General features: G+C 36.2%; 27 protein-coding genes and 1 tRNA gene. 15 read left to right on the plus strand and 13 right to left on the minus strand.

The genetic code is table 11. The annotated features are described in order from the left end of the window. Positions 1-412 precede the first annotated feature (412 nt). Together ygaH and GA0116959_RS02280 are read right to left on the minus strand one after the other, a co-directional pair. Positions 413-760, minus strand: a complete 348-nt coding sequence (ygaH, locus tag GA0116959_RS02275; RefSeq protein WP_092717946.1) for an L-valine transporter subunit YgaH — start codon at positions 758-760, stop codon at positions 413-415. Then, positions 750-1,505, minus strand: coding sequence for an AzlC family ABC transporter permease (locus GA0116959_RS02280; RefSeq protein WP_092717949.1), 756 nt, complete (start codon positions 1,503-1,505; stop codon positions 750-752). Before GA0116959_RS02280 ends, ygaH begins: the two co-directional genes overlap by 11 nt. Before the next feature lie 102 nt (positions 1,506-1,607). Between GA0116959_RS02280 and GA0116959_RS02285 the strand changes: the two genes are divergently transcribed. Then, positions 1,608-2,090, plus strand: coding sequence for a hypothetical protein (locus GA0116959_RS02285; RefSeq protein ID WP_092718082.1), 483 nt, complete (start codon positions 1,608-1,610; stop codon positions 2,088-2,090). Between the two features lie 111 nt (positions 2,091-2,201). Here GA0116959_RS02285 and GA0116959_RS02290 read toward each other — a convergent pair whose 3' ends face one another. Continuing rightward, positions 2,202-2,906 carry a Crp/Fnr family transcriptional regulator gene (locus tag GA0116959_RS02290; RefSeq protein ID WP_092717952.1) on the minus strand — a complete coding sequence of 235 codons (705 nt, stop codon included), beginning with the start codon at positions 2,904-2,906 and terminating at the stop codon, positions 2,202-2,204. A 111-nt stretch (positions 2,907-3,017) separates the two neighbouring features. Here GA0116959_RS02290 and GA0116959_RS02295 point away from each other — a divergent pair, with 111 nt between their 5' ends. Then, entirely contained in the window at positions 3,018-3,557 is a 540-nt protein-coding gene (locus tag GA0116959_RS02295; RefSeq protein WP_092717955.1) for an Mpo1 family 2-hydroxy fatty acid dioxygenase, read from the plus strand. Positions 3,558-3,617: 60 nt separating this feature from the next. Here GA0116959_RS02295 and ychF read toward each other — a convergent pair whose 3' ends face one another. After that, positions 3,618-4,709 carry a redox-regulated ATPase YchF gene (gene ychF / locus GA0116959_RS02300; protein ID WP_092717957.1) on the minus strand — a complete coding sequence of 364 codons (1,092 nt, stop codon included), beginning with the start codon at positions 4,707-4,709 and terminating at the stop codon, positions 3,618-3,620. A gap of 485 nt (positions 4,710-5,194) precedes the next feature. Here ychF and GA0116959_RS02305 point away from each other — a divergent pair, with 485 nt between their 5' ends. Both GA0116959_RS02305 and GA0116959_RS02310 read left to right on the plus strand, forming a co-directional pair. Then, a complete protein-coding gene (locus tag GA0116959_RS02305) occupies positions 5,195-5,959 on the plus strand; it encodes a glutathione S-transferase family protein (RefSeq protein WP_092717960.1) in 765 nt (254 codons plus the stop codon). Between the two features lie 231 nt (positions 5,960-6,190). Further along, positions 6,191-6,661, plus strand: coding sequence for an Lrp/AsnC family transcriptional regulator (locus GA0116959_RS02310; RefSeq protein WP_053580041.1), 471 nt, complete (start codon positions 6,191-6,193; stop codon positions 6,659-6,661). A gap of 283 nt (positions 6,662-6,944) precedes the next feature. Here GA0116959_RS02310 and GA0116959_RS02315 read toward each other — a convergent pair whose 3' ends face one another. Together GA0116959_RS02315 and GA0116959_RS02320 are read right to left on the minus strand one after the other, a co-directional pair. After that, positions 6,945-7,694: a YebC/PmpR family DNA-binding transcriptional regulator gene (locus GA0116959_RS02315; RefSeq protein WP_092717962.1), complete on the minus strand. Its 750-nt coding sequence runs from the start codon at positions 7,692-7,694 to the stop codon at positions 6,945-6,947. Positions 7,695-7,807: 113 nt separating this feature from the next. Next, complete coding sequence (locus tag GA0116959_RS02320; RefSeq protein WP_092717965.1) at positions 7,808-8,371, minus strand: 1-acyl-sn-glycerol-3-phosphate acyltransferase; 564 nt, start codon at positions 8,369-8,371, stop codon at positions 7,808-7,810. A gap of 298 nt (positions 8,372-8,669) precedes the next feature. On the opposite strand from GA0116959_RS02320, the gene GA0116959_RS14235 reads away from it, so the two are divergent. From GA0116959_RS14235 to GA0116959_RS02330, 4 genes are all read left to right on the plus strand, one after another. Further along, entirely contained in the window at positions 8,670-8,810 is a 141-nt protein-coding gene (locus tag GA0116959_RS14235; protein WP_171250331.1) for a hypothetical protein, read from the plus strand. Positions 8,811-9,265: 455 nt separating this feature from the next. Next, positions 9,266-9,415, plus strand: coding sequence for an acyl-CoA thioesterase (locus GA0116959_RS14165; RefSeq protein ID WP_141684222.1), 150 nt, complete (start codon positions 9,266-9,268; stop codon positions 9,413-9,415). Between the two features lie 226 nt (positions 9,416-9,641). Next, complete coding sequence (locus GA0116959_RS02325) at positions 9,642-9,842, plus strand: hypothetical protein (RefSeq protein WP_053580045.1); 201 nt, start codon at positions 9,642-9,644, stop codon at positions 9,840-9,842. Positions 9,843-10,075: 233 nt separating this feature from the next. Then, complete coding sequence (locus tag GA0116959_RS02330) at positions 10,076-10,303, plus strand: hypothetical protein (protein ID WP_092717968.1); 228 nt, start codon at positions 10,076-10,078, stop codon at positions 10,301-10,303. Positions 10,304-10,564: 261 nt separating this feature from the next. Here GA0116959_RS02330 and GA0116959_RS02335 read toward each other — a convergent pair whose 3' ends face one another. Further along, positions 10,565-11,842, minus strand: a complete 1,278-nt coding sequence (locus GA0116959_RS02335) for an integrase family protein (RefSeq protein ID WP_244878552.1) — start codon at positions 11,840-11,842, stop codon at positions 10,565-10,567. Positions 11,843-11,961: 119 nt separating this feature from the next. On the opposite strand from GA0116959_RS02335, the gene GA0116959_RS02340 reads away from it, so the two are divergent. Then, positions 11,962-12,038, plus strand: a tRNA-Ile gene (locus tag GA0116959_RS02340). Between the two features lie 629 nt (positions 12,039-12,667). Further along, positions 12,668-12,892, plus strand: a complete 225-nt coding sequence (locus GA0116959_RS02345) for a hypothetical protein (protein ID WP_053580048.1) — start codon at positions 12,668-12,670, stop codon at positions 12,890-12,892. A 57-nt stretch (positions 12,893-12,949) separates the two neighbouring features. Here GA0116959_RS02345 and bioB read toward each other — a convergent pair whose 3' ends face one another. Both bioB and queG read right to left on the minus strand, forming a co-directional pair. Next, positions 12,950-13,942, minus strand: a complete 993-nt coding sequence (gene bioB, locus GA0116959_RS02350) for a biotin synthase BioB (RefSeq protein WP_053580049.1) — start codon at positions 13,940-13,942, stop codon at positions 12,950-12,952. A 296-nt stretch (positions 13,943-14,238) separates the two neighbouring features. Next, on the minus strand, positions 14,239-15,339 hold the full coding sequence (gene queG, locus GA0116959_RS02355) for a tRNA epoxyqueuosine(34) reductase QueG (RefSeq protein WP_092717974.1): 1,101 nt from the start codon (positions 15,337-15,339) through the stop codon (positions 14,239-14,241). Positions 15,340-15,362: 23 nt separating this feature from the next. On the opposite strand from queG, the gene GA0116959_RS02360 reads away from it, so the two are divergent. Both GA0116959_RS02360 and GA0116959_RS02365 read left to right on the plus strand, forming a co-directional pair. Beyond that, entirely contained in the window at positions 15,363-16,898 is a 1,536-nt protein-coding gene (locus GA0116959_RS02360; protein WP_092717977.1) for an NAD(P)H-hydrate dehydratase, read from the plus strand. A gap of 257 nt (positions 16,899-17,155) precedes the next feature. Further along, positions 17,156-17,491, plus strand: a complete 336-nt coding sequence (locus GA0116959_RS02365) for a hypothetical protein (protein ID WP_092717980.1) — start codon at positions 17,156-17,158, stop codon at positions 17,489-17,491. Between the two features lie 9 nt (positions 17,492-17,500). Here GA0116959_RS02365 and ruvC read toward each other — a convergent pair whose 3' ends face one another. Next, positions 17,501-18,046 (minus strand): crossover junction endodeoxyribonuclease RuvC, encoded by a 546-nt coding sequence (gene ruvC, locus GA0116959_RS02370; protein ID WP_053580053.1) that lies wholly within the window; start codon positions 18,044-18,046, stop codon positions 17,501-17,503. A 122-nt stretch (positions 18,047-18,168) separates the two neighbouring features. On the opposite strand from ruvC, the gene GA0116959_RS02375 reads away from it, so the two are divergent. After that, on the plus strand, positions 18,169-18,744 hold the full coding sequence (locus GA0116959_RS02375; RefSeq protein ID WP_092717983.1) for an FxsA family protein: 576 nt from the start codon (positions 18,169-18,171) through the stop codon (positions 18,742-18,744). Positions 18,745-19,054: 310 nt separating this feature from the next. Here the strand turns inward: GA0116959_RS02375 and GA0116959_RS02380 are convergent, their stop codons facing one another. Beyond that, complete coding sequence (locus GA0116959_RS02380) at positions 19,055-19,255, minus strand: hypothetical protein (RefSeq protein ID WP_092717986.1); 201 nt, start codon at positions 19,253-19,255, stop codon at positions 19,055-19,057. 322 nt (positions 19,256-19,577) lie between these two features. Here GA0116959_RS02380 and GA0116959_RS02385 point away from each other — a divergent pair, with 322 nt between their 5' ends. Next, entirely contained in the window at positions 19,578-19,808 is a 231-nt protein-coding gene (locus GA0116959_RS02385) for a hypothetical protein (RefSeq protein ID WP_053580056.1), read from the plus strand. Between the two features lie 74 nt (positions 19,809-19,882). On the opposite strand, the gene GA0116959_RS02390 is transcribed toward GA0116959_RS02385, so the two are convergent. Together GA0116959_RS02390 and metK are read right to left on the minus strand one after the other, a co-directional pair. Beyond that, positions 19,883-20,191 carry a monooxygenase gene (locus GA0116959_RS02390; protein WP_053580057.1) on the minus strand — a complete coding sequence of 103 codons (309 nt, stop codon included), beginning with the start codon at positions 20,189-20,191 and terminating at the stop codon, positions 19,883-19,885. Positions 20,192-20,335: 144 nt separating this feature from the next. Continuing rightward, positions 20,336-21,502 (minus strand): methionine adenosyltransferase, encoded by a 1,167-nt coding sequence (gene metK / locus GA0116959_RS02395; protein ID WP_092717989.1) that lies wholly within the window; start codon positions 21,500-21,502, stop codon positions 20,336-20,338. Between the two features lie 749 nt (positions 21,503-22,251). Here metK and tkt point away from each other — a divergent pair. Beyond that, a complete protein-coding gene (gene tkt, locus GA0116959_RS02400; RefSeq protein ID WP_092717992.1) occupies positions 22,252-24,240 on the plus strand; it encodes a transketolase in 1,989 nt (662 codons plus the stop codon). The last annotated feature ends 61 nt before the right edge of the window (positions 24,241-24,301 follow it).

Genomic DNA, 24,301 nt, shown 5'->3' on the forward strand with positions numbered 1-24,301 from the left:
TTGAGCTTTTAGCATAGCAGAACTGACTTCAGTGTTAAGTCTTGATTGAAAGAAAATAATCATATTGTCTAACAAATGTATTGATAAATTTAGTCTGGATTTAAATTTGATTTCCTAAAATCAATTATTTTGATTCACTCAGCGATTTTAGGATAAATAACACATTTTTTAGATTGGTCATTGTCGCGTGTTATTTTTAGAATTTGGCGTTCAGTCGCTTAGCGCATGGCTTCTTATATGCTTGCTGAGTAGTATATAGGTTATAAATATTAAGTTTTGATTTGGGTGCGGATGTTTATCAAGCTTTAAATTATGAATAAAGACAGTCCTACATATCGCATGAATGGACGAATTCAGAATAAAGAAATAGGGAGTATTGATTCATTAAAAAACATATTGATCAGTTTCTTCTTTAAAAAGGGAAAGGCAGATAGGTATAAATTACACCATAGCTGACCGCAGCGATTAAAGTGGCAGGGACAATTTTTTTAAATTTAAAATATAGTCCTGCTAAAGTGATAAAACCCATCAGCATGGCAAAACTTTTATTGGGTGTTTCCATTAAAGGCGGCAATGTAGCAACCACCAACATGGAACTAATCGCTGCAATACCAATACTGCTTAATGCAATTTTGATCCAAAGTGAACCACGTTTTTGCGAGCTTTGTTGATGTTTTTGAATGACGTAGAAGGGTCCAAAACGAGAAATGAAATTGGCGACTCCTACAATTAATCCGATCAGAATAATTTCAAGATTCATGAGACTCTCCAATATCATGGTCGTATTGTTTTAAAATATAATGTTTAAACAAACCTGCCAAAATACCCGACAAAATACCAATGAAAATTGCAGCCGATAAATTAATAAAATAACAGGCGATCGCTGAAACAATTAAACAGATAGCGACGACAAAGGTATATTTTTTTTCAAAAGCAGCCAATAAAAAACTCAAGAATAAAGCGGGTAATAAGAAATCCAGTGCAGCTTGTAAAAATTGTGGCATGGCACTGACTTGGTCGGCAAATAATCCACCTAAAAGTGAACCGAATGCCCAAGACAGCCAACTAAAGAGACTTAAGCCCAGCATCCATGATTCAGACCATTGTTGTCGACGCTGCGATAATTGAATCATTCCTGAAGCAAAAACTTCATCAGTTAAACCCCAAGCCCAGATTGCAGTTTTTTTTAAGTTTAATTTCTCTTGGATTAAGTTTTGTAGTGCTGGGCCATAGAGTAAATGACGAATATCTAATGCAATGACTGTAAGAGCCGTCATCCAGATAGATGTACCGCTGCCGAGTAACGCAACCACCAAAAATTGACTGGCGCCTGCGTACATCGAGCAAGACAAAAATAGTGCTTCCCATGGAGTGAAGCCAAACTGTGTAGCAGACACACCAAATGCAAAAGAAACAGGAAGATAAGTAAAGATAATGGCTTGACTATCTTTAGCACCTTGCCAAAAGCCAGCAGGTTTTACAAAAAGAACTTTGTGCTCAGACACGACACACCTAAGGCAGATTAAACACGGAAAGGCAAAATGATGATTGAGTATTCTACCTGAATTCACTAGCATAGTGCCGAAATGTTTGTCGAGCTTGCTGATATGTTTACGTTAAGATCCCATGTAATGGTGGTGATTTCAGTCCTCTTGAGTGGTTTGCTCTTGCAAGCATGTGGCCAGTCATCTGAACAAGCCAAGCCGAAAGTTGAAATTAAGGCTGCACCGAAATTAACCAACGATGCAACCACTTATGCCAATGCAGCTTGGACATTGATGAATCAGGTTGACGGCTTGGTGTACAGCAAGCAATTGGATGTATTGGATGTGCAGGTACGCCAACCTGCACGTAAACTCAGTACAGATTGGCGTATTAATGTCAAAATGACAGATTCTGTGACTGAAGGAAAATATGCTTTGTGTCGTAAAGCATTAACCAGTTTAGAAATATGGGCACGAGAAACACTTGAGCAGGGTTCATCGCTGGCTCAAAAGCAATCAGATTACGAACGGGATAAACAACAGTGCAAGGGTGCAATCGACCATCCAGAATTAGGTAATACTGACCCGAAAAAGAAAGGGATTTAAATCGTTTAAAATAAGTCTAAAATATCATTTTTTATGGTTTTCACCTTCAGTTTTGAAAGCATAAAAATGTTAAAGATATCGTGAGGTGAATACATCTGATGACTCGATAAGTTAATCATGTTTGGGAAAGTCATGAGCAATTCGCTCTAATGCTGTGATATCTAAAATTTCAATTTTACGAAACGATAAGCGTAAAATATTTTGCTTTTCTAAACGTTGTAATTCTTGATTCACCGTTTGTCTGGAACAGGTGAGCATTTGTGCCAACTGTTCTTGAGACAAATGAATCATATTTTTTTCAATTATCAAATGATTACCATAGCCGTTTAAAATAAACATTAAACGCTGGGCTAAACGTTGAGTCATGTTTTGAGTTTGAATTGAAATTAGTTCCAGAAAAGCAAAGCGTAATTTTTGCGTGGTCAATTGTGCAATGTGATACCAGAAAATGGGTTGTTCTATCAGTAATTGCTGAATAGCGGCACTTGGAATATGTAAAATTAAACTTTTTTCAAGACAGGTAGCATCGTGCGAACGAGGTTGGTAATCTACCAATGATATTTCCCCAAACCACATAATCGGTTCAACAATGGCAGCCACTGATTCATTGCCTTCAATATCAATATAGCCTAAGCGAACTACACCTGCTAAAACCGCATAGAGTCCATCAAATGAATCCCCTGAATGAAAGATCGTTTGTTGTTTCTGATAAGTTTGCTGAACTGCATGATGAACAATAAAGGTTTTAAATAGAGTCGGTAATTGAGAAAACCAAGTATTGGATTCCAAATGCTGGATATATTCAGGTTCAAGCATTGTGATTCCTTTTTATTAATCGTTTTAAACATGAACTTTGTCGGCTAAAAGACAACTTTGCTTTTTAGTTTTTTATATAGTGAGAATATCAGTCTAGCAAGGACAAAGGATATGACAAAATTAGAACGGTTGCTCAGCCAATATGCAGCTTATCATTTAAATCATAAAAATATTTTGACGCATTTTATTGGTATTCCTCTCATTGTTTTTTCTATTTTATGTTTAACAGCACGAGTGGGATTCATCGGGGTAGGGATCGAACTGACACTTGCTTTGGGGCTTATTGTCGTCACCAGTATTTATTATTTGAGTTTAGATCGTATTTTCGCTTTCATTATGTTGGTTATTTTATTGGCAATGTATCCGCTCGCATTAAAAATTGCACATCTGGATTGGATGCTTTGGTTAAGTTTAAGTATCGGTATTTTTGTGGTGGGATGGCTATTTCAATTTGTGGGGCATTTCTATGAAAAGAAAAAACCTGCATTTACGGATGATATTATTGGTTTGGCCATTGGCCCTTTATTTGTCTTGGCAGAAATGATCTTTATGCTTGGATTTCGTAAAAACTTAGAAGAAAGAATTTTAGCGCAGGCGCGCATAGTGAGGGCGGACATGGAAAGTAAACAGATTAGGGCAAGTTTACATTAAGCAAAAATCATCTTGGTATAAAAAAGCCCCGAATATTTCAGGGCTTTTGAATATTAAGACTTAAACATTAAAACGGAAGTGTAAAACATCACCGTCTTGTACGATGTAAGTTTTGCCTTCTAAACGCCATTTTCCTGCTTCTTTTGCACCAGATTCGCCGTTGTATTGTACGAAGTCGTCATAAGCAACACATTCTGCACGAATAAAGCCTTTTTCAAAGTCAGTATGAATCACACCCGCTGCTTGAGGTGCAGTTGCACCGACTTTCACTGTCCATGCGCGTACTTCTTGTACGCCAGCAGTAAAGTAAGTTTGAAGACCTAAAAGTGAATAACCTGCACGAATCACGACATTTAGACCTGGTTCTTCCATGTCCATTGCTTCTAGAAATTCAGCACGATCTTCATCTTCTAACAACGAAATTTCAGCTTCAATTTGGTTGCATAACGGAACCACAATCGCATTTTCTTCAGCCGCTAACTTCTTAACTGCATCTAAATGTGGATTGTTTTCAAAACCGTCCTCGGCCACATTGGCAATATACATGGTTGGTTTTAAAGTCATTAAACCAAAACCACGAACCAGTTTACGTTCATCATCATCTAAATCTGTTGCACGGGCAGGTTTGCCTTCGTCAAGTACAGGTTGAATTTTTTCTAAAACAGCTTTGGTTGCGATTGCTTCTTTATCGCCACTTTTTGCAGATTTTGTTAAACGTGTAATGGCTTTAGCCACAGTTTCAAGATCGGCAAGGGCAAGTTCAGTATTAATGGTCGCAATGTCATCTAGAGGATCAATTTTACCATTAACGTGAATGACGTTTTCATCTTCAAAACAACGTACCACATGCGCAATTGCATCTGTTTCACGAATATTAGCCAAAAATTGGTTACCCAAACCTTCACCTTTAGATGCGCCTGCCACCAATCCTGCGATATCTACAAATTCCATTGTGGTTGGAATTACGCGTTGTGGTTTTACAATAGCAGTCAGTTTGTCTAAACGTGGATCAGGCACAGGTACAATCCCTGTGTTCGGTTCAATGGTACAGAACGGAAAGTTTTCTGCAGCAATCGCAGCTTTGGTCAACGCATTGAAAAGTGTAGATTTACCTACGTTCGGCAAGCCGACAATACCGCAATTAAAACCCATGAAATGACTCACAACGTATAATTTAAAAATTGTGGCTGATTTTACATGAAAGCCACTACAAAGTCAGGTCATGGCTCTGATGTTTCTTGAAAATGCCCTAAGTCGATTAGGCTTTAAATTTTCATTGGTAATGGTTTAACAAAGCAGTTGATAAATTCACGTGAGGAGTGATCTACATTATCAGTGTTGGAAAATGATGAATCTTTGCTTGATCATTATAAAATATACAGTTTCATTGCCAGCTTTATCTGGATGATCAGGATATTTTGAATAATACAACTTGATGATTTTGTTTTCTTATTCAGATTTCTGATTTAGATTCTGGTTTAGATCATTCATTAAGTTGAAATCAAATTTGAGATAACACGTGGTAAACCCTTTTTAGAATAAAAGTGTATTGTATTTCTGAAATAGGGTGACTAAAGTACCCACTATAGTCGGGGTTCAATTGATACCCGAATGACAAAAAGAACTGCGGAGATTTTATGCGGACTTTATACCAGTTTCCTTTATCTCATTTTTGTGAAAAAGCGCGCTGGTTGCTCGATTATAAAGAGTTAGATTTTGTGGCGCACAATCTCATTCCTGGTGTACATCGTGCATTTGCACAATTAAAAACTGGACAAAATCGCTTACCGATTTTACGCGATCAGCATTGTTGGGTGGCGGATTCAACAGGCATTGCCTTGTATCTAGATGAAATATATCCAGAACATTCCTTGCTGCGTCCAAATAGTGCAGAACGTGATTTAGCTTTAGATATTAATGCGCAGGCATCTGAATTGGGCTTACACGTTCGCCGATGGGGGTTGGCACATAGTTTGATTGAAGGTGAGGAATCTTTAGATATTATGATCGGTGAAAAAGGTTATTTACGTCAATTTGAAAAATACTCCAAGCCTTTTATGAAAGCCTTACTGTCAAAAAGTTATCAGTTGGATGTCGAAAAAGTAGCGGAATCTAAACAACAGATCGATACGATTGTGGAACAGTTAAATCAGCGTTTAATTGACAATCATGGACGTTATTTTGTGGGAGAGCGTCTAGGTTTGGCCGATATTTCAGTCTGTTCGATGCTTGCACCATTGCTTGATATTGCGGGTACACCGTGGGAAAAAGAGCATACAGAAACTTTATCCAAAGAATTTAAAGATTATAAAGAACGCTTAACTCAATTACCGATCGGACAATATGTGCTCAGAGTTTACCAAACAGAACGTAACGCTCGTGTAGATTGGCGAGGAATTTAAAAGTTAAAGCTTACTGTGTGCTCTAATAAAACCATTATTTTATGAATTTTTCTTTATTCTGTTAATTTTCGAATTAAATTTCCTGAATTGCTGTTTTATTAAAAGAAAAATATAAAAAAAGTATAATATAGAAAAATAATTTTGAATGTGAAGATGAGTTTTTTATTCAGATGTGGACGTAAAAAACTAAATTTTGATCAATTCATGAATGTATTTGATAGGGAGTTTGTAATGGAACTGGATCGTTTTGATAAACAGATCGTTGAAATATTAAATCAGGAAGATGTAAATTTAAATGAACTTTCTGAACGTATTAATCTATCGGTCAGTTCTGTACATCGACGCATCAAACATTTAATTGAAGCCAAGATTATGACCCATTTAAAGCGGGACATTAATTATGCTAAGTTAGGTTTTAGTCTACATGTTCTATTGCAGGTTTCTTTAAATAAACATGATACCGACACTTTCGCTCAATTTTTAGAAGAACTCGAAAATATTCCAGAAGTCATTAATGCTTTTTTAGTCACAGGACAATCCGCCGATTTTATTGTTGAAGTCGTGGCTAAAGATATGGAAAATTATAGTGACATCCTCTTAAAGCGGATCGGTAAAATTGAACATGTGGTTGCGCTACATTCTAGTTTTGTAATTAAAGAATATAATGTGCTTAACTGTAGTGGTTTACTGAATAGAGTTTAAAATTGAATTGGCAGAGGGCGCTTAAATATGTTTTATAGCTCTTTCGTTTTAATCAAGAAGAAGATGAAAAACACCAGTAAATATTCTATTCTGAATGCGTAAGAGTTTTATCCGCTAGATAAAGTTTTTGAACCCATTTAAAAGATGATTTTAAAACAGGTTCAAAGCATAACTAAAGTGGCATCCGTGCCAAAAACTTGGTGTAAATTCCTTTATTTCAAGCAACTTTTCAGTGAGAAAATATCAATCCTATTCAAGGAAGTTTGATGATCATAGCGTTGATTTATTCATCTAGTTGCGCGAGAACTTCATCTGAAAATTCAACGTTGGTATAGACATTTTGAACATCATCTAAGTCTTCAAACATATCAATCATTTTCATGATTTTTTTCGCTTGATCGATGTCTGTAATTTCGGCTTTGGTTGATGGGTTCATCACCACTTCAGCATTATCAGATTTAAGGCCAGCAGCAGTTAAAGCATCCTGCACCTCACCAAATGTTTCTGGGGTGGTAATAACCAAAATTTCATTTTCTGAAACTTCGATATCTTCTGCGCCCGCTTCCAAAGCAACATCCATGATTTTATCTTCTAAAGAGACATCTTCAAAAGTAATTTCACCGCGTTTCGTGAATAGGAATGCGACTGAACCATTGGTGCCTAAGTTGCCATCTGTTTTCGAAAAACAGTGGCGTACATCAGGTACGGTACGGTTTAAATTATCCGTCATGGTTTCAATAATAACTGCAACACCACCCACGCCATAACCTTCGTAGGTTACTTCTTTTAAATCGTCGTTATCTTCACCACCAGCACCACGTTGAATGGCACGGTTAATCACATCACGCGTCATGTTTACCGATAAGGCTTTTTCAACAACAGCACGTAGACGAGGGTTACTGCCTGCATCTGGGCCACCGAGTTTTGCAGCTGTGGTTAATTCACGAATGTATTTGGTAAAAACTTTACCACGACTAGCATCTTGTCTTGCTTTGCGATGCTTAATATTAGCCCACTTGGAATGACCCGCCATGCGAAATATGCTCCTTTTAGATTGGCTTTATGCCGAATCGAATGTGATAAATTCTACCATAAGCCCTTTTTTATTAGGAAGAGCTGGCTTTTAGGTTTTTGAACAAATAGCGTTTAGTTGAGAGATTCTGGAATAACAATATCCAAACCAACTTTATCTTTGTACATTTGTTTTAGTAAAGCCAAATCATGATTGATTTCAGTGGGATAAATTTTGCCTAAAATTCCACCTTGTTTTGTTTTTGAGTTGGCATACATCAAAATAATGGGAACGTTAGCTGCTTTGGCAATATGCCAAAAACCAGTACGAATAGGGCGACGCGTTTCACCTGTTTTGGCGCGTGTTGCTTCTGGAGCGATCACGAGGTTGAATTTTTCATTTTTTTGAAAATATTCAACCATCAGCGACACAATATCTGTATTGGCTTTACGATCAACAGCAATACCTCCAATCGCGTCCAAGATGGGTTTCATTGGACCTTTGAACAACTCTTTTTTGATCAGTGTATGAATTTTCATATCGAGTATTTGAAAAAGCGCCAGTGAAAGTATTGCATCCATCATGGAGGTATGTTCAAAACCAACAATCACCTGCTTATCTTCAAGTAGGTTTGGCTCTACATGGTAATTCCATCCGGCAAGTTTGAATGCTGATTCGCCTATCATTTTTTTTAGCATAGAAAATTACAATACAATTTTAAAGAGTGGTAATTTCTGCTTGTTCTTAAGAGGAGTCAAGAGCAGCTTTGTTCAAACTGATCAATAAATATTGCCACAAAAAAAAAGTTTTTATTGGTTTAAAGTATAAATAAACGCTGATGCATCTTTAAAAACACTGATTCGATCTAAAATAACTATGAATTATGATCAAAAATGCCTATCCAGATTAAAGATAACCTATTAGACTTTTGTCTAAGATCGAACGTATATCAGCAGCATGTTCGACTTTAGGTGTATTTTATCAGGGATGAAAATAATGACGTATTTCTCTACTTTTTTACTGGCATTGATTTTGTTTGTACTGATTGTGCTGTGGTCTTTAATCGAAATTACTCTAGAATATCGCAAGCAACGTAAGTTTAGTTCACTCAAAAAATCAAAAATTCAGCTTTATTAAATATCGATACTTTTATTTTTCTTGTCAAAATAATGAGTGGTATCTTTTAATCATGAAATATTAAGACTTTAAAAGTATAGTTAAAATGAAGTGGTATTGATTGCTTTTAGATACAGATGAGTGATTAAGCTATTTAAATGGTACATTTCATCAATCCATCATCAGTTTTTATAAAAAAATAATTTTTAACAATGAATAATCAATACCTAAAAATGATAAAAATATTCAAAAATAAGTGGGAACTTAACTTTTTAACATGTCCATTGATAATTAAAAAATGAGAGTAAATAATAATTTTTCAATCCCTTAGTTTTATATTAATATTTGAATTAAAGCTGAAATTTAACAATGCTCGCTATTATGAAAAGTCGCATTAACTCTATTAAGACTGCTAAAATTGTTCCAATTACATGATGACAAATGAATTTTTATTGTTTTATGCACTATCATAGGTTATGAAACAGTCGCAAAGAAAATTAGTCGCTCCAACCTCAGAATGGACCATCGAACAAGATATTTACTTGATCGAAAATAGTGCATTGAATTTGAATGAGCTCTGTAAACACTTACCTTATACCGAAGATCAAATTAGACAACGTAAATAAATTTTAGGTCTGATTAGACGTAAACGGCAAATGAGACCCTTTAAGTAAATACATGATTAAAAATTGCTGAGTTTACTAGATCACTTATTTATAATATTTCACACAACTAGAACATAAACGTTATTCTAAAATACAACGTTACACGAATGATGATCGTTCGCTATTGAATCAAACCATCAAATGTTTGAGGATGGTCTTTTCTCGGTTAAATAAGTGATGGATCGCCATGATAGATGAAGAAAAGCCTTTAGATTTTGAAGATGATGATGAGCCTCAGGATTTCGAAGATGAAGAATTTCTCGACGATAAGAAAGAGGATGAAATGTATAACCCTATTACTAAAGATGGATCAAGTATCGATCCCGCAGAGGATGGTAAACGCCATATTCGCCCTGAAGATGGTGACCCTATAGAAATCGAACAGTGAAGAAGAAGCCCAATTTCAAATTGGGCTTTTAAAATATTTGCTAAAATCGAGATTTGTAGAGTTATAAATATTATAAAAACTTTAGATTTTTTGATGAGTGAAATTTTTAAGCATTAGACTAGTCTGAGAACATAATGACTCAAAAATATAACAATAACCCAAAGTTAAGTTGATTGAACAAAGATCAAGATGAGGTATATTTTTATTTAGCCCAATGAATTCAGGATGTTTATATGAGTATATGGATAGCCAATAGGAATCAGAATAATCAATATATTTTTACCGAAGGATTAGAACTTCAACAGCAGGAATTGGAAGAAGTGCGGGTGGGTGCCGAAAAATACTATCGCAATATTATTCATGATTCAGCGCATACTTTTTATGTCTATACAGTTGAAAAATTAGCAGGCGAAGAGCTAACAAAATTACACAGTGAATGGAATAGATTTTGCTCTCTATAAATTGACTCAACATAATTAATTTTAACATCTCTTTAAAAATGCTTTTTAGGCCTAAATGATAAAGTCATGCTTATAAAAATCATTTTGATAAATATGTTCATTTCAACAAATCAACTCTAATTCTATGTTTTAGTTTGCTCATAGTTTAAATGCATTTTTAATATTTTAAATATTTTTTAATTAAATAATTTATTGATTTTTATCCAATATTTTTTTCTTGGAGATTCTTACTTTAATACAGAATCAGAGTTGGATTATTTATTACATTTCTTTAATTTTATATTCGCCTAACACTATATTCTCAATCCTGTTCAGGATTTCACGTAAATTTTGCTCACTGATTTTGAGATGATCTGAGTTTATGTTTTGATCATCGTCGCTTTGATGATTGAGTAAATTATTCATTGTATGTGGGTCATTATCTAATGTTTCAGCAATAATGCTAAATGTGCGTCTTAAATCTTGAAAGTTAAACTCAATTCCAGATAACGCACTAATTTTTTGACATACTTTTGAAATATTACTGATGTGGCCTGTTTTAGATTTAACCGATGGAAATACCCATTTACACGTAATATGAGCTCGTCTTTTTCTCATCAAGGAAAATAAGAAATCTCCCATCGGTAAAGAATGAGTTTTTCGACTGTTTGAATCTCTTAAGTGAATCCACCCATTTTTTAAGTCGATGTTAGACCAAGACAAAGATTCACATTCTTCACGTCTAAAACCAGTCAGCACGAGAGTCAGTAAAAAGTCTCGATTGGTATGATTTTTTTGTCCGCGATCTTGATATTCAAACACTGCTTTAGTCCATGCTGATATCTGATCTTGATTAAGGTGATTTTTGCGAAGACGAATTTTATTCCATGAGTTTTTTCTATTTAGGATTGTGACTGGATTAAGAGTGTTAAGAATGGGTTGATCATTTTTATCTAAATAATGTTCAATTGAATAATTATAAATTGCGCGGAAAACACGCATTGCCATATTGGCCTGAGATTCACTTTGTAAAGAAAGGTGGGTGTGCTTTGCTTGAATCATGCGAGGTGAAATCGCATCAATTTTGTAAGATTTCCAATCCTGAAGATATCGATCAATGACTATCCTATAATCATGAAGGGTTCGTTGTTTTAATTTTTTATGACTTAGATAGTTTTGAAAGGCTTGTTCAAGTGTAGGTTTATTTTTAGGTAAATCGTTTTTTACATTTTCATTTAAAGTAGCAGTACGTTTTATTGTATTGGGATGAATACCTTGCCTCATTTCACTCAGTTTGCTTTGAGCAATATTTCGCGCTTGTATAGAGGTTAAATTACCGTGTAAACCGATGGTAGAGCGAACCGTTTTGCCTGATACTTTTTTTTCAACAATATAAGTTTTACAGGTCAAATTTACTCGAATTGCAAAACCAATCAGCTCGCTATCTCGAAAAATGGCGGGTGTCATTTCGAGTTGATCAATAAATGTCTCCGTGAGCTTTACTCTTGATGATGACATCGCTAGAATCGCTAACCATTGCAATACTTCAAAATATAGCACAATAATTTCTTGCGTCTAGCTTAAGTCTACATGTAAAAAATGCTTGCTCAAGAATGAAATGTTAGATAGTATTGGTTCGCAAACAAACTATTGATAATAGTGGGTTTGATAGCATAAAAGGGCCTATAGCTCAGTTGGTTAGAGCAGCGGACTCATAATCCGTTGGTCGACAGTTCAAGTCTGTCTGGGCCCACCAGATAAAACAACCACTTAGGTGTACTAATCCTAAGTGGTTTTTTAATGTCTAATTTTATGTAAATAGAATTAAGTATTTCATACTAATAAGATTTTGGTGTTTAAGTCATTTAATTTTTCCATAAATTTGCTTGAAAAATTATTGTAAATTTACTTGAGTTATTTGGAAAATATGCTAATAAATAGAAGTGAGTTATTTTTAACTATATTAATGTTTCAGGATGAAATGTCTTTTTTAAATTTTAAATTTGAAAACAATCCAATAAGGAGTTTTGGAAATGCTTCAATTGCTTATGAAATTATTTTGTTTGCATGTCTACGAGTATGAGTATATGCAAGAAATAGGTGAGCATAAGGAATGTAGAAAGTGTGGCATAAATAAGTCACTTTAGCTGATATTATTGATCATTATTAGTGGGCGTAAAGCTCACTTTTTTATTTTTAGGCTGTGCTAAATTAAATTTCGTGTTTCATTATTTAGTTTGAAAGGCTTTTATTCTTTTTGTGAAAACTGAATATTAATCAAAAAAATGGTATAAAAATAATATGAAAATTTAATCAAAATCATTACATTTGCTTTTCGTTTATATCTAAAATTTGTTTAGAAAAAATAACTGTGAATTTCTATATATGAGCAAAAATTTTAAATCGCTAACTTATATTGTCGATGAACATTTAACTGATACTTTATCTTGGCTATGCCATCATCAAGATACTTTTGATTCGTTTATTTACAATGCTCTTACTCAAGAGTTAGCGGTGCAGCATGCAAATGGAACAGATATTATCCGAGTAGGGGATTATCTCAATGCCAGCTATGGCATTTTGCTCACGGCGCATAACTTTGCTGAATAATGTTCTAATAAAAAAAGCCCGAAGTGGGCTTTTTGATAGATGACACAGAACAATAAGTTAGCTTGCCATAGCATCGACTGATAATTGTTTCACATTGGGTTTTGCTTTTTCAGCAATTAAACCTAATTTATCAAATAACTGTTTATCTCTGCCTTCACCTGCATTTGGTGTCGTTAATAGCTTTTCGCCTGAAAAGAGAGAATTTGCACCTGCCATAAATGCGAGTGCCTGATCAGAATCAGACAAAGATTCACGACCAGCAGAAAGACGAATATAACTTTTCGGCATAATAATACGCGCCACTGCAATAGTACGAATCCATTCTGTCACTTCTAATTTTTCAACTTCTGCCAAAGGCGTACCTTCAATCGGAACCAACATATTAATCGGAACAGATTCTGGATGAATGGCCAATGTGGCCAATTCATGTAAGAGCCCAACACGATCTTGCTGGCTTTCACCCAAACCGACAATACCACCGCTACAGACTTTCATGCCCGCTTGGCGAACGAAATCTAAGGTATTTAAACGATCATCAAAAGTTCGCGTCGTAATAATATTGGCGTAGTATTCACGAGAGGTGTCAAGATTATGATTGTAGTAGTCTAAACCTGCTGAATTTAAACGTTCAGCTTGCGATTGGTTTAGCATGCCTAAAGTCATACAGGTTTCTAAACCTAAGGCTTTAACTTCACTGACCATTTCCAGTACATACGGCATATCGCGTTCATGCGGGTTTCGCCATGCTGCGCCCATGCAAAAACGTGAAGAGCCAGCGGCTAAAGCTTCTTTGGCTTCTTGAATGACTTTATCGACTGCAATACGTTTTTCAGCTTCTAGCTTAGAATCGTAACGTGCCGATTGAGAGCAATATTTACAATCTTCAGGACACTTACCTGTTTTGATAGAAAGCAAAGTGCTGACTTGAATCGTATTCGGATCAAAATGTTCACGATGAATGCGTTGTGCTTCAAAAACTAAATCTAAAAAAGGCTGGTTATACAAAGCCTCAATTTCTTGACGTGTCCAGTCATTACGTACATTCGTCATCAGTGAAATCCATAATCATCGTTATTACTTTATTTTATCATACCTAATTTAATTAAAATCTACAGGCATAAAAAGCCAATTTTAATAGTATCTATCGATTAATTTTGTGAATTTATGCTCATTATAAGATTTAACTTTATTCACGAAATTATTCTATTTTTAGCCATTATCGTTACAAAGTTTTTTTGACTTATCTTTTAACTATGCCTTGAACAGGCAACTAATTTTTTTCTACAGATGAAATTTTGTAAATATCTGGAAAACTGAGAGAGTAAACAAAAATATTATTAAAAGATTCAAACTACACCTGATTTAATCATTTGTTCCTGAATCGCCCAATCTATATGGACTTGCACAATTTCATCATGCAAGTCGTAATGCTGTTTTAAAATTTCAATAATTTGATGTGAAAAAGGTGCATTGCCTAAGCCAATGGCAATATTACGCATAAAGCTTTGGTAGCCTGTGCGTCGTAGTGGACTTCCTTCTGTATTGGACAAAAAAGTTTGCTCATCCCATTGCCATAAGTCCAGTAAAGTAACCTGATCTAATCCATGACGTGGATTAAAATCTTCAATCGTGGCTTTTTTGGCAAAACTGTTCCAGGGGCAAATGAGTTGGCAATCATCACAGCCAAACACTCGATTACCAATCCCACGACGTAATTCTTCAGCAATAATCCCTTTATATTCGATGGTTAAATAAGCAATACACTTTCGTGCATCGAGCATATAAGGTTCAACAATCGCTTGTGTGGGACAGATGTCGATACAGGCGGTACAAGAGCCACAATGCTTTGTGGTTGGGCCGTCAAAAGGTAAATCTAATGAAGTAAACAGTTCGCCTAAAACAAAAAAAGATCCTGAGCTTTTATGAATGAGTAAGGTATGTTTTCCAGTCCATCCCATACCAGCATTTTCAGCCAAGGACTTTTCGAATACTGGTGCAGAGTCCGCAAAAGGGCGCGCTTCAAAATCACCTACTTTTTCACGAATTTTTGCCGCCAAAGTTTTTAAGCGTCCGCGCATAACTTTATGATAATCACGACCACGTGCATAGCGTGCAATAATGGCTGCATTGGGTTCATCTGGAATATAACGTGGTTTTGGTGTTTCAACTAAGTAGTTCATCCGAACACAAATAATGCTTTTTGTACCAGGAATGAGTAAGGTGGGGTCAGCGCGTTTCTCTAAATTTTCTTCTAGAAATTTCATATCGCCATGATAACCCCGTTTTAAGTATTCTTTAAAACGCTCCAATTCTGCTTGAGCATCTGGTTTGGCGATGACACAATCACTAAAGCCCAACTCTAAAGCTTGCGCTTTAATCCACTTTTTGAGTGCTTCAGAATCATCTTGATCTAAATGGATTTTTTGTGACAAGGTAGAAGAAACCATAATGAAATATAAAGGGAAAAATAATGCATCAGCAAGTTTACCATAGCAGTGTTTATCATAGCCAAAGTATTCAAGCATGGGAGCAACGCTGGTTTGAGAATAAAAACAGTAGATATGGCTTAATGCAGCAAGTTGCATGGAATATAGCACAACGTTTAATTCCCATTTTTAGGCAAGAGAAAATTCACCACATTGCAGTATGTTGTGGGAAGGGCAACAATGCAGCTGATGGTTATTTAACAGCTAAATATTTAAAAAAAATGGGTTTTGAGGTCGATATTTTTGCGACTGAATTAGGGCAGTCACAAGCATTACAACAAGCGCATCAAGAAGCGATAGAGAGTGAGATTAATATTTATTCAAATTTTAACTTCCAAAAAAAATATGATTGTTATATCGATGCTTTATTTGACCTAGGTCTGAACAGAAATTTAAATCCAGATTTGCAACAGATTATTCAAATTATTAATGCGCAAAAGGGTTTAAAAATAGCCATTGATATTCCAAGTGGTTTACAGGCAAATACTGGTCAGCCCTTACCGTTTGCTATTCAAGCAGATTACACTTTTGCAGTGCTCGCTCTAAAAGCTGGGCTTTTTACAGGGCAAGGAAAAGAATTTGTGGGGCAAATCAAACTCATTTCTCTTATTCCATTTGATGCAGATTTAAAACCGTTGGCTCAGCTTTCATCGCATGATTTTTCACTGCCCAAACGTCAAGCTTTTGGTCATAAGGGGAATTATGGTCATGTACTCGTGGTAGGTGGGCATGCCAATATGGGGGGTGCAGTAATGCTAGCAGGCGAAGCGGCATTTTGTGCGGGTGCAGGCAAAGTTACCGTGGTGTGTCATGAGAAACATCACACAGCAATTTTGGCACGTTCACCCAATATTATGCTGCACGATATTAATGCTTTAACCAAGGCAGAAATTCAAAAGTTATTACAGCAAGTTGATGCAATCAGTTTTGGAATGGGTTTAGGCCGAGATTCATGGTCAGAACAGCAGTATTTAAAATGGTTTCCCCTGATCAATAATAGTGAACATCTAGAAGTAGTCATGGATGCGGATGCTTTATGGTTTTTGGCAGAATATTCTGAACCATTAAAAACACAAACTTATGCAACACCACATCCAGGTGAAGCTGCAAAACTTTTAAAGTGCTCAGTGAAAGATATTGAAGATGATCGAATTGCTGCCATTCAACACCTACAAAATCAGTATGCAGGGCAGTGGGTACTTAAAGGAGCAGGAAGTCTGATTTTAGAAGATCGCTTGTGGATTTGCACGGCAGGCAATGCGGGAATGGGCACCGGCGGGATGGGTGATATTCTGGCAGGAATGTTGGCCAGTTTAAAAGCGCAATTTCACCAGCAGATCCATCTGCATCAAGTTGTAACGCTACACGCTTTAGCAGGTGATTGGCTAGCCGAAAAAGGAATGCGTGGTTTACAGGCCCAGAATATGAATCAAGCGGTTTATCATGTGGTAAATCAGAGAAATCAGAATGCAGAAGCCCATGAAACTTTTATGAATACTTCCAGTCCAAACGATAAGTGATGACTTATAATGCAGAGGGTAAATCTAAATATTAAACTGAAAAATCAGATATAAATTTTAAGCCTAGTAAAGTTGAAATTTTGCTATTTAGTGCTTTAAAGTCGACTAGATATTCTAATAGAATAGTTCATTCTCGCTTCACTGCATGTAGAAGTTTCTCAAATGATTGAGATAAATGTTGATTTAATTCATGCTATTAAAATCATTTGAAATGCTACGCTAAATTAAAGTTCGGTGGAAAAAGTAAAGAGAACGAAATGAATAAATATTTTGTGGTTATGATAGTGCTTATAATTTGTATTTTAATCGTGATTTATACACAGCGAGCTAGCTCAACCTCAAACAAGAAATCATTCAAACACATCGTGCAGAATGAATTCAGTCAATATAAAGTCATCGAAAAGAATGAGAGCTTTGTAATCTGTGAAATCAATTCTCGCAATGAATTAGAGGAATTTATTGTCATTCGAATTGATTCAAATCAGATAAAGAACATTCGAACTTTTGGTCGTAGAGTAACGTTTACTTATTCTAAGCAACCTTCACTGCGTGAAATGCGCAAAGATTTTGCACCTTATCTTTCAAATATTTGAAATTAAGACTTAACGTCTTCTACCACTATAACGACTACGACCCCTTGCCATGCCGCCAAGTGCATTCAATACTGCCATTTTGCTCATACTACCTGAAGCGTGCGCATGACAAATAGCAGCGGCTAAGGCATCAGCAGCATCTTGTTGCGGCTTAATACTTAAATTTAAAATTCGCATGACCATCATCTGGACTTGATCTTTATCAGCTGCACCATAACCCACAACCGATTGTTTTATTTGACGGGCAGTATATTCCGCGACTTGTAAATCTAGGTTGACTAAAGCCGCAATAGCAGCACCGCGTGCTTGACCTAGTTTTAACGCAGAGTCTGGGTTTTGCGCCATAAAAACTTGTTCAACTGCAGCCTCGGTTGGACCATGAAATTTAACAATCCGTTCTACCCCCGCAAAAATGCGTTTTAAGCGTTCGGGCATTTCAGTGGTTTCAGTACGAATGGTTCCAGCATCTACAAAAGTCAATTTTTGCCCATCTTTTTCGATAATTCCGTAGCCTGTCATACGTGAACCCGGATCGATACCAATAATTAATGACATAAAAAGACTTTAAAAATAAAATAATGCCCATATTGTTACATAAGCGTATCAAAAAAGCTTGATCTGGTGATCATGCATAGAATTTTGTCCCCATTTACTTTGTTGAGATTAGATTAATTTTTATGAAATTATTTCTTATTGTTTTAGCTGGCTTAATCCTTGAAATATTCGTCTGGATTGGCGTGGGTGACCTCGTCGGTAGTATGTGGTACGTATTTTTCTGGTTTGTAATCGCCTTTTTTATTGGTCTAAATTTGATTCGTAAATATGCCGTTGGTGTCATGCCGCAGATGCAACAAATGCAAATGGGACAAATGAATGGTGATCCAACATTAACTGCGAATTTACCCAAAATTTTAGCTGGTTTTTTCTTAATGATTCCAGGCTTAATTACCGATGTTTTAGCCGTATTAATTTTGATTCCAGTCGTTCAAAATCTTTTTAAAAATGCCATGATGAAAGCTATGGCAAAACGCCAACAAGCCATGATGGAAAAAATGATGGGCGGGATGATGGGAGGCAATATGAATGGCATGGGCGGTAATGCTTCGGGTCAGAGTCCTTTTGCGGATTTGATGCGTCAAATGCAGGAGATGCAGCAGGGATCAACGCATCAAGATTCGAATGTCATAGATGGCGAAGCCCGTGAGGTTAAGCCTGAAGCCAAAAAAATTGAAATGAAAGATGTAAATAAATAAAGAGATCAATTTTTGTATTCATCAGCCGAATCATAAAGATTCGGCTTTTTTAATCTTGGTTATTTGAGGAGGAGGTATTAGAAAAGAAACATTTATATAACTGAAATAAAAACAATAATTATACTTTTTAAATCATTCATATGTATAAGCGATCATTTTATTGATTAAAATATTTTTGAGAAATTGATTTGGTTTTTTGTGATTTGATTAATTGTTGATCGGGTGCTTTGATGAGAGCATCCAAGTTAGAAGCTATAAAAATTAAAAGAACAGAGCCTAGATTTAAACTAAGTATTTATTAAGCTTTTCATCAGATTTTAATCTTTTCAACCACACTTTGCTCAAGTTGGGTAGATACAGAAGAAATAGATTCTGCTTGATTTTGCTGTTTTTGTAGATGTTGTATATAACGATTCGGCTTTAAAGTTGTTTCAGTATTTTCTGAACCTTGATAACTTCGGCTACGATTTGCACGTTCGCGTAAACCACCTTTTTTAATGAGTTGTACCATTTTTTATACTCCGAATATGATTGTGTGATTTTAACCAAAAATAAAAAATCGAGTTCATTTTTAAATCTGAAAGCATAATATGTTTTGTTTCATAGTGTAACAAAGCATTTCTCTAGAAAGATTTTAATTTCTACTTTATGAAATAAAATAAATCACTTAAGAGTGAAAACAGAAAATTATTGACTGTTGAGTTCAATTTTATTTGTAGAGTGTCTTGTATCTAGATAAAGACTCACATAAGCTCATTGAGAAGGATATGGTCTATCTGGTAAAAACAGATAGCAATAAAAAAAAGAAGGGACACTAAAATAGGAGCATACCTATGCTATATCAATATCATTGTGGTTGTTGTAATCAAGTGGTTGAGTCCAGTGAAAAGGCGTGTTCAAATTGCGGTTCGCACAATATTCGAAGTCCTTTTGGTTTTTGGATTTTTTGTGTCTTAACCTGTTTGGCTGCTGTGATTGTATTTAAAGTGGGACATATTTATTTGCAAGATCATCAGGAAATTCCTGTTCAGCAATCGGTACTTGAAGCCATTAATGAAAAGTAATAAATAACAGCAAAATATAGTCGTCGTCATTTTAAATCCTGACATTCACCTAAAATGTCAGGATTTGGCCGAGTTTAATTGAGAAAATTTGCTTTGTTAAGCACAGAGAGCGTTTGATTGACCTGAAAAATCTTACTTCGAATATTATCAATCCCAAAACTTTCTAAACGTGCAGTGTGCATTTTCAGATATTGTTCAGCATGTTTTTGCTCATCAAATAAATAAATTCCGCCAGCTTCTTGAGTCTCAGCATTTTCAGTCCAAATTTTCCAGCGTAAGCCTTGTTCTTGATTAATACTTTCTGCCAAAGCTTGAAAAGCCTCTGACATTTCTTGTCCAAAAGGTCCGTGAGTCGGAAAATCTACTTGTAATATAACGGCCATTTTATTTTCCTTCTCGTTTTTAAATATGATGAAGCTTAAAATATATCTCAGTTTTAGATTTGATGATCATTTTAAATTTTTAAAAAGTCATTAAAAAAGCTCACCAGTGTGAGCTTTTAAATTGAGAACAATTGACTTTAAAGTTTAAAGTCCTGCTGAAGCTTTAAGTGCTTCAACTTTATCCGTTTTTTCCCAAGTAAATGCATGATCTGAACCTTCACGGCCAAAGTGACCATAAGCAGCAGTTTGCTTATACATTGGTTGGATCAGGTCTAACATGCGGGTAATACCGTATGGGCGTAAGTCAAAGTGTTCACGGACCAATTGAATAATCAGTTCTTCAGCCACTTTTGCAGTATTAAAGGTATTAATGGAAATAGAAGTAGGCTCTGCAACACCAATCGCATAAGACACTTGAATTTCACATTTGTCTGCAAGACCAGCAGCCACGATATTTTTCGCAACATAACGACCCGCATATGCAGCAGAACGATCAACTTTTGATGGGTCTTTACCAGAGAAAGCACCACCACCATGACGTGCCATACCACCATACGTATCGACGATAATTTTACGGCCTGTTAAACCGCAATCACCTACAGGTCCACCAATCACAAACATTCCCGTTGGGTTGATGTGGAATTTGGTGTCTGCATGGAACATCTCCGCAGGAATCACTTGTTTCACAATTTCTTCAATAATTGCTTCTTTTAAAGCAACTTGTGAAATCTCAGGATCATGTTGCGTTGAGAGAACCACTGCATCCAAACGAACAGGCATGCCATTTTCATAAGCAAAAGTGACCTGACTTTTCGCATCAGGGCGTAACCAAGGTAAACGGCCATTACGACGTAGTTCAGCTTGCTTTTCCATTAAACGATGCGCATATGAAATTGGTGCAGGCATCAGTACGTCAGTTTCACGACTTGCATAACCAAACATTAAGCCTTGATCACCAGCACCTTGATCTTCAGGTTTTTGACGATCAACACCTTGAGCAATTTCAGGTGACTGTTTGCCAATCATGTTAATGACGGCACAGGTTGAACCATCAAAACCAAGGTCTGAATGGTGATAACCAATACCATTCACGGTTTGACGTACAATTGCTTCAAAGTCTACATTTGCTGTTGTTGTGATTTCACCTGCAAGGACTACAGCACCTGTTTTTACAAGCGTTTCACAAGCAACCCGTGCAAATGGGTCCTCCGTTAAGATTGCATCCAAAATAGCATCACTGATTTGGTCAGCCATTTTATCCGGATGGCCTTCGCTTACAGATTCCGAGGTAAATACAGCGTACTCGCGCATAAGTCCTATCACAGTTAATTCAAAAGACGCAATATGTTACATCGAGTTCGACTTTTCGACCAGTTCTACTCGACCAAAATGCCTGAAATTATTTCAATTTTACGACTTTTTAATTGATATGAGCATTTAAAAAACTGATAAGGAATCAAAAATGTGGATCTAAACTAAGTTTTCACTCTTACATATTTTGAGAATAATAAATCAAGCAAGTGATAGCTGACTTGAGCCACCTAGAGATTTTATCTTTATATTTTTAATATTTTAATGCTTATCAATGGCTTAAATTTTACTAAAATTCATTTTATAAAATAGAAAAAATTTTAAAACAAATATTAAGGTCAATCACAGAGTCATTATTATATGAATTTTTGATTTATTTTAATTAAAGTGAATTTTATTCATTTAATAAATTTTCTAGAGAATAATTTTTTCATAAGAGATGAAAAGTTCAGATAAAAGCATGAATAAGTAAAATAAGGACATTTGTCGCAGCATTTAATTGTTGAATTGAAAATTGAAAATTTTAGTCATCACATTTTTAGTGTAGAAATTCTCCTATTTTTGGCTCTTCATCAATAAAATTGATACTAAATTTCACTTAATTGTGAATAAGAGATAAGCAGTCACGAATAAATGTGGAAATGTTGACTATTAGGCTTTACCCCTTGGCGTTTTTTTAAGACAATATAGCCAACTTTGAATGTTCCTATTCATGATCTTCTTTAAACGATTTAGTTGGACGCTGACCTATGACAACCCCGCTTAATGAACGTCGTATTGCAAACGCAATTCGTGTATTGGCAATGGATGCTGTGCAAAAAGCAAATTCAGGACATCCAGGCGCTCCAATGGGGATGGCAGATATCGCTGATGTGGTGTGGCGTGATTTTTTAAACCACAACCCAAGCAATCCACAATGGGCAAACCGCGATCGTTTTGTTTTGTCGAATGGTCATGGTTCAATGCTGCAATATGCATTGCTACATTTAGCAGGATATGACCTATCAATTGATGACTTGAAATCTTTCCGTCAATTGCATTCAAAAACGCCAGGTCATCCTGAATTGGGTTATGCGCCGGGGATCGAAACGACGACTGGTCCATTAGGACAAGGGATTGCCAATGCGGTAGGTTTTGCGCTGGCTGAAAAAACCTTAGCCGCTCAGTTCAATAAAGATGACATCCAAGTGGTTGATCATTTTACGTATTGTTTCTTGGGTGATGGTTGTTTAATGGAAGGTGTTTCTCATGAAGCATGTTCATTGGCGGGTACTTTGGGTCTAGGCAAACTGGTTGCTTATTATGACGACAATGGTATTTCAATTGATGGTGAAGTTGAAGGTTGGTTCTCTGACGATACAGAGCAACGTTTCCACGCTTACGGTTGGCAAGTAATTAAAGTTGATGGCCATGATACAGAGGCATTACGTGCTGCAACCTTAGAAGCCAAAGCTGAAGCAACGAAGCCGACATTAATTATTTGTAAAACGATTATTGGTTTAGGTTCGCCAAATAAACAAGGTAAAGAAGATTGCCACGGCGCACCTTTAGGGAACGACGAAATTACGCTAACGCGCGAAGCTTTAGGCTGGACTGAAGAAGCATTTGTTATTCCTGAAGACGTTTACGCGGCTTGGAATGCAAAAGATAAAGGTGCGAAATCTGAAGCAGCTTGGAATGAAACTTTTGCTGCCTATGCTACAAAATATCCAACGGAAGCTGCTGAGCTGAAACGTCGCATGTCAGGCGATTTACCTGCTGATTTTGCGGCTAAAGCAGATGCATATATTGCTGAAGTGAATGCAAAAGCTGAAACCATTGCAACGCGTAAAGCCAGTCAAAATGCATTACAAGCTTTTGGACCTTTACTGCCTGAAATTTTAGGTGGCTCTGCTGACTTAGCGGGTTCTAACCTGACCATTTGGAAAGGTTGTGAAGGTATTCAGGATAATCCTGCGGGTAACTATGTACACTACGGTGTGCGTGAATTTGGTATGACTGCGATTGCCAACGGTGTTGCACTGCACGGTGGTTTTATTCCTTACGTTGCAACATTCTTGATGTTCATGGAATATGCACGTAATGCGGTACGTATGTCTGCATTGATGAAACAACGTGTGATTCATGTTTATACCCATGACTCAATTGGTTTGGGTGAAGATGGTCCAACACATCAACCTGTAGAACAAATTGCATCACTACGTGGAACACCAAATTTAAATACATGGCGTCCATGTGACACAGTTGAAGCGGCAATTTCTTGGAAATCTGCATTATTACGTTCAGAAGGTCCATCTGCACTGATTTTCTCACGTCAAAATTTGGCTTTCCAAACACGTACTCAAACTCAAATTGAGGATGTTGCGAAGGGTGGTTATATTCTGGCTAAAGAGAAAGGTGAGTTAAAAGCGATCATTATTGCAACAGGTTCAGAAGTATCACTTGCAATGGAGGCACATGCTCAGCTTGAAGGCGTACGTGTTGTGTCTATGCCGTGTGCTGAAGAGTTTGTAAAACAAGATGCCGCATATCGTGAAGCTGTTCTTCCTGCAAATATGCGTGCGCGTGTTGCTGTTGAAGCTGCACATGTCGATTACTGGTGGAAATTTGTCGGTCTGGATGGACGTGTGATTGGAATGACGACTTATGGTGAATCTGCGCCAGCAAAAGATTTATATCAGCATTTTGGTATTACCACTGAAGCAGTGGTTGCTGCTGTACAAGAATTAACTGCGTAATTATTTATTGTTTTATTTAACGACACAGTGAGTTTGAAAACGCTCCCATCGGAGCGTTTTT

It is taken from the genome of Acinetobacter albensis (assembly GCF_900095025.1).
In the GTDB taxonomy this organism is placed as follows: domain Bacteria; phylum Pseudomonadota; class Gammaproteobacteria; order Pseudomonadales; family Moraxellaceae; genus Acinetobacter; species Acinetobacter albensis.

What these genes read in the sequence shown, in the direction of transcription:
- GA0116959_RS02325 (WP_053580045.1), top strand. Translation starts at nt 9,642, where the DNA reads ATGATAGATGAAGAAAAGCCTTTAGATTTTGAAGATGATGATGAGCCT.
- GA0116959_RS02385 (WP_053580056.1), top strand. Translation starts at nt 19,578, where the DNA reads ATGCTATATCAATATCATTGTGGTTGTTGTAATCAAGTGGTTGAGTCC.
- ygaH (WP_092717946.1), bottom strand. Translation starts at nt 760, where the DNA reads ATGAATCTTGAAATTATTCTGATCGGATTAATTGTAGGAGTCGCCAAT.
- GA0116959_RS02375 (WP_092717983.1), top strand. Translation starts at nt 18,169, where the DNA reads ATGAAATTATTTCTTATTGTTTTAGCTGGCTTAATCCTTGAAATATTC.
- GA0116959_RS02365 (WP_092717980.1), top strand. Translation starts at nt 17,156, where the DNA reads ATGAATAAATATTTTGTGGTTATGATAGTGCTTATAATTTGTATTTTA.
- GA0116959_RS02390 (WP_053580057.1), bottom strand. Translation starts at nt 20,191, where the DNA reads ATGGCCGTTATATTACAAGTAGATTTTCCGACTCACGGACCTTTTGGA.
- GA0116959_RS02305 (WP_092717960.1), top strand. Translation starts at nt 5,195, where the DNA reads ATGCGGACTTTATACCAGTTTCCTTTATCTCATTTTTGTGAAAAAGCG.
- tkt (WP_092717992.1), top strand. Translation starts at nt 22,252, where the DNA reads ATGACAACCCCGCTTAATGAACGTCGTATTGCAAACGCAATTCGTGTA.
- GA0116959_RS02360 (WP_092717977.1), top strand. Translation starts at nt 15,363, where the DNA reads ATGCATCAGCAAGTTTACCATAGCAGTGTTTATCATAGCCAAAGTATT.
- GA0116959_RS02310 (WP_053580041.1), top strand. Translation starts at nt 6,191, where the DNA reads ATGGAACTGGATCGTTTTGATAAACAGATCGTTGAAATATTAAATCAG.
- GA0116959_RS02345 (WP_053580048.1), top strand. Translation starts at nt 12,668, where the DNA reads ATGAGCAAAAATTTTAAATCGCTAACTTATATTGTCGATGAACATTTA.
- GA0116959_RS02315 (WP_092717962.1), bottom strand. Translation starts at nt 7,694, where the DNA reads ATGGCGGGTCATTCCAAGTGGGCTAATATTAAGCATCGCAAAGCAAGA.
- GA0116959_RS02320 (WP_092717965.1), bottom strand. Translation starts at nt 8,371, where the DNA reads ATGCTAAAAAAAATGATAGGCGAATCAGCATTCAAACTTGCCGGATGG.
- GA0116959_RS02285 (WP_092718082.1), top strand. Translation starts at nt 1,608, where the DNA reads ATGTTTACGTTAAGATCCCATGTAATGGTGGTGATTTCAGTCCTCTTG.
- ychF (WP_092717957.1), bottom strand. Translation starts at nt 4,709, where the DNA reads ATGGGTTTTAATTGCGGTATTGTCGGCTTGCCGAACGTAGGTAAATCT.
- GA0116959_RS02380 (WP_092717986.1), bottom strand. Translation starts at nt 19,255, where the DNA reads ATGGTACAACTCATTAAAAAAGGTGGTTTACGCGAACGTGCAAATCGT.
- metK (WP_092717989.1), bottom strand. Translation starts at nt 21,502, where the DNA reads ATGCGCGAGTACGCTGTATTTACCTCGGAATCTGTAAGCGAAGGCCAT.
- GA0116959_RS02295 (WP_092717955.1), top strand. Translation starts at nt 3,018, where the DNA reads ATGACAAAATTAGAACGGTTGCTCAGCCAATATGCAGCTTATCATTTA.
- GA0116959_RS02290 (WP_092717952.1), bottom strand. Translation starts at nt 2,906, where the DNA reads ATGCTTGAACCTGAATATATCCAGCATTTGGAATCCAATACTTGGTTT.
- GA0116959_RS02330 (WP_092717968.1), top strand. Translation starts at nt 10,076, where the DNA reads ATGAGTATATGGATAGCCAATAGGAATCAGAATAATCAATATATTTTT.
- GA0116959_RS14165 (WP_141684222.1), top strand. Translation starts at nt 9,266, where the DNA reads ATGAAACAGTCGCAAAGAAAATTAGTCGCTCCAACCTCAGAATGGACC.
- GA0116959_RS14235 (WP_171250331.1), top strand. Translation starts at nt 8,670, where the DNA reads ATGACGTATTTCTCTACTTTTTTACTGGCATTGATTTTGTTTGTACTG.
- ruvC (WP_053580053.1), bottom strand. Translation starts at nt 18,046, where the DNA reads ATGTCATTAATTATTGGTATCGATCCGGGTTCACGTATGACAGGCTAC.
- queG (WP_092717974.1), bottom strand. Translation starts at nt 15,339, where the DNA reads ATGGTTTCTTCTACCTTGTCACAAAAAATCCATTTAGATCAAGATGAT.
- bioB (WP_053580049.1), bottom strand. Translation starts at nt 13,942, where the DNA reads ATGACGAATGTACGTAATGACTGGACACGTCAAGAAATTGAGGCTTTG.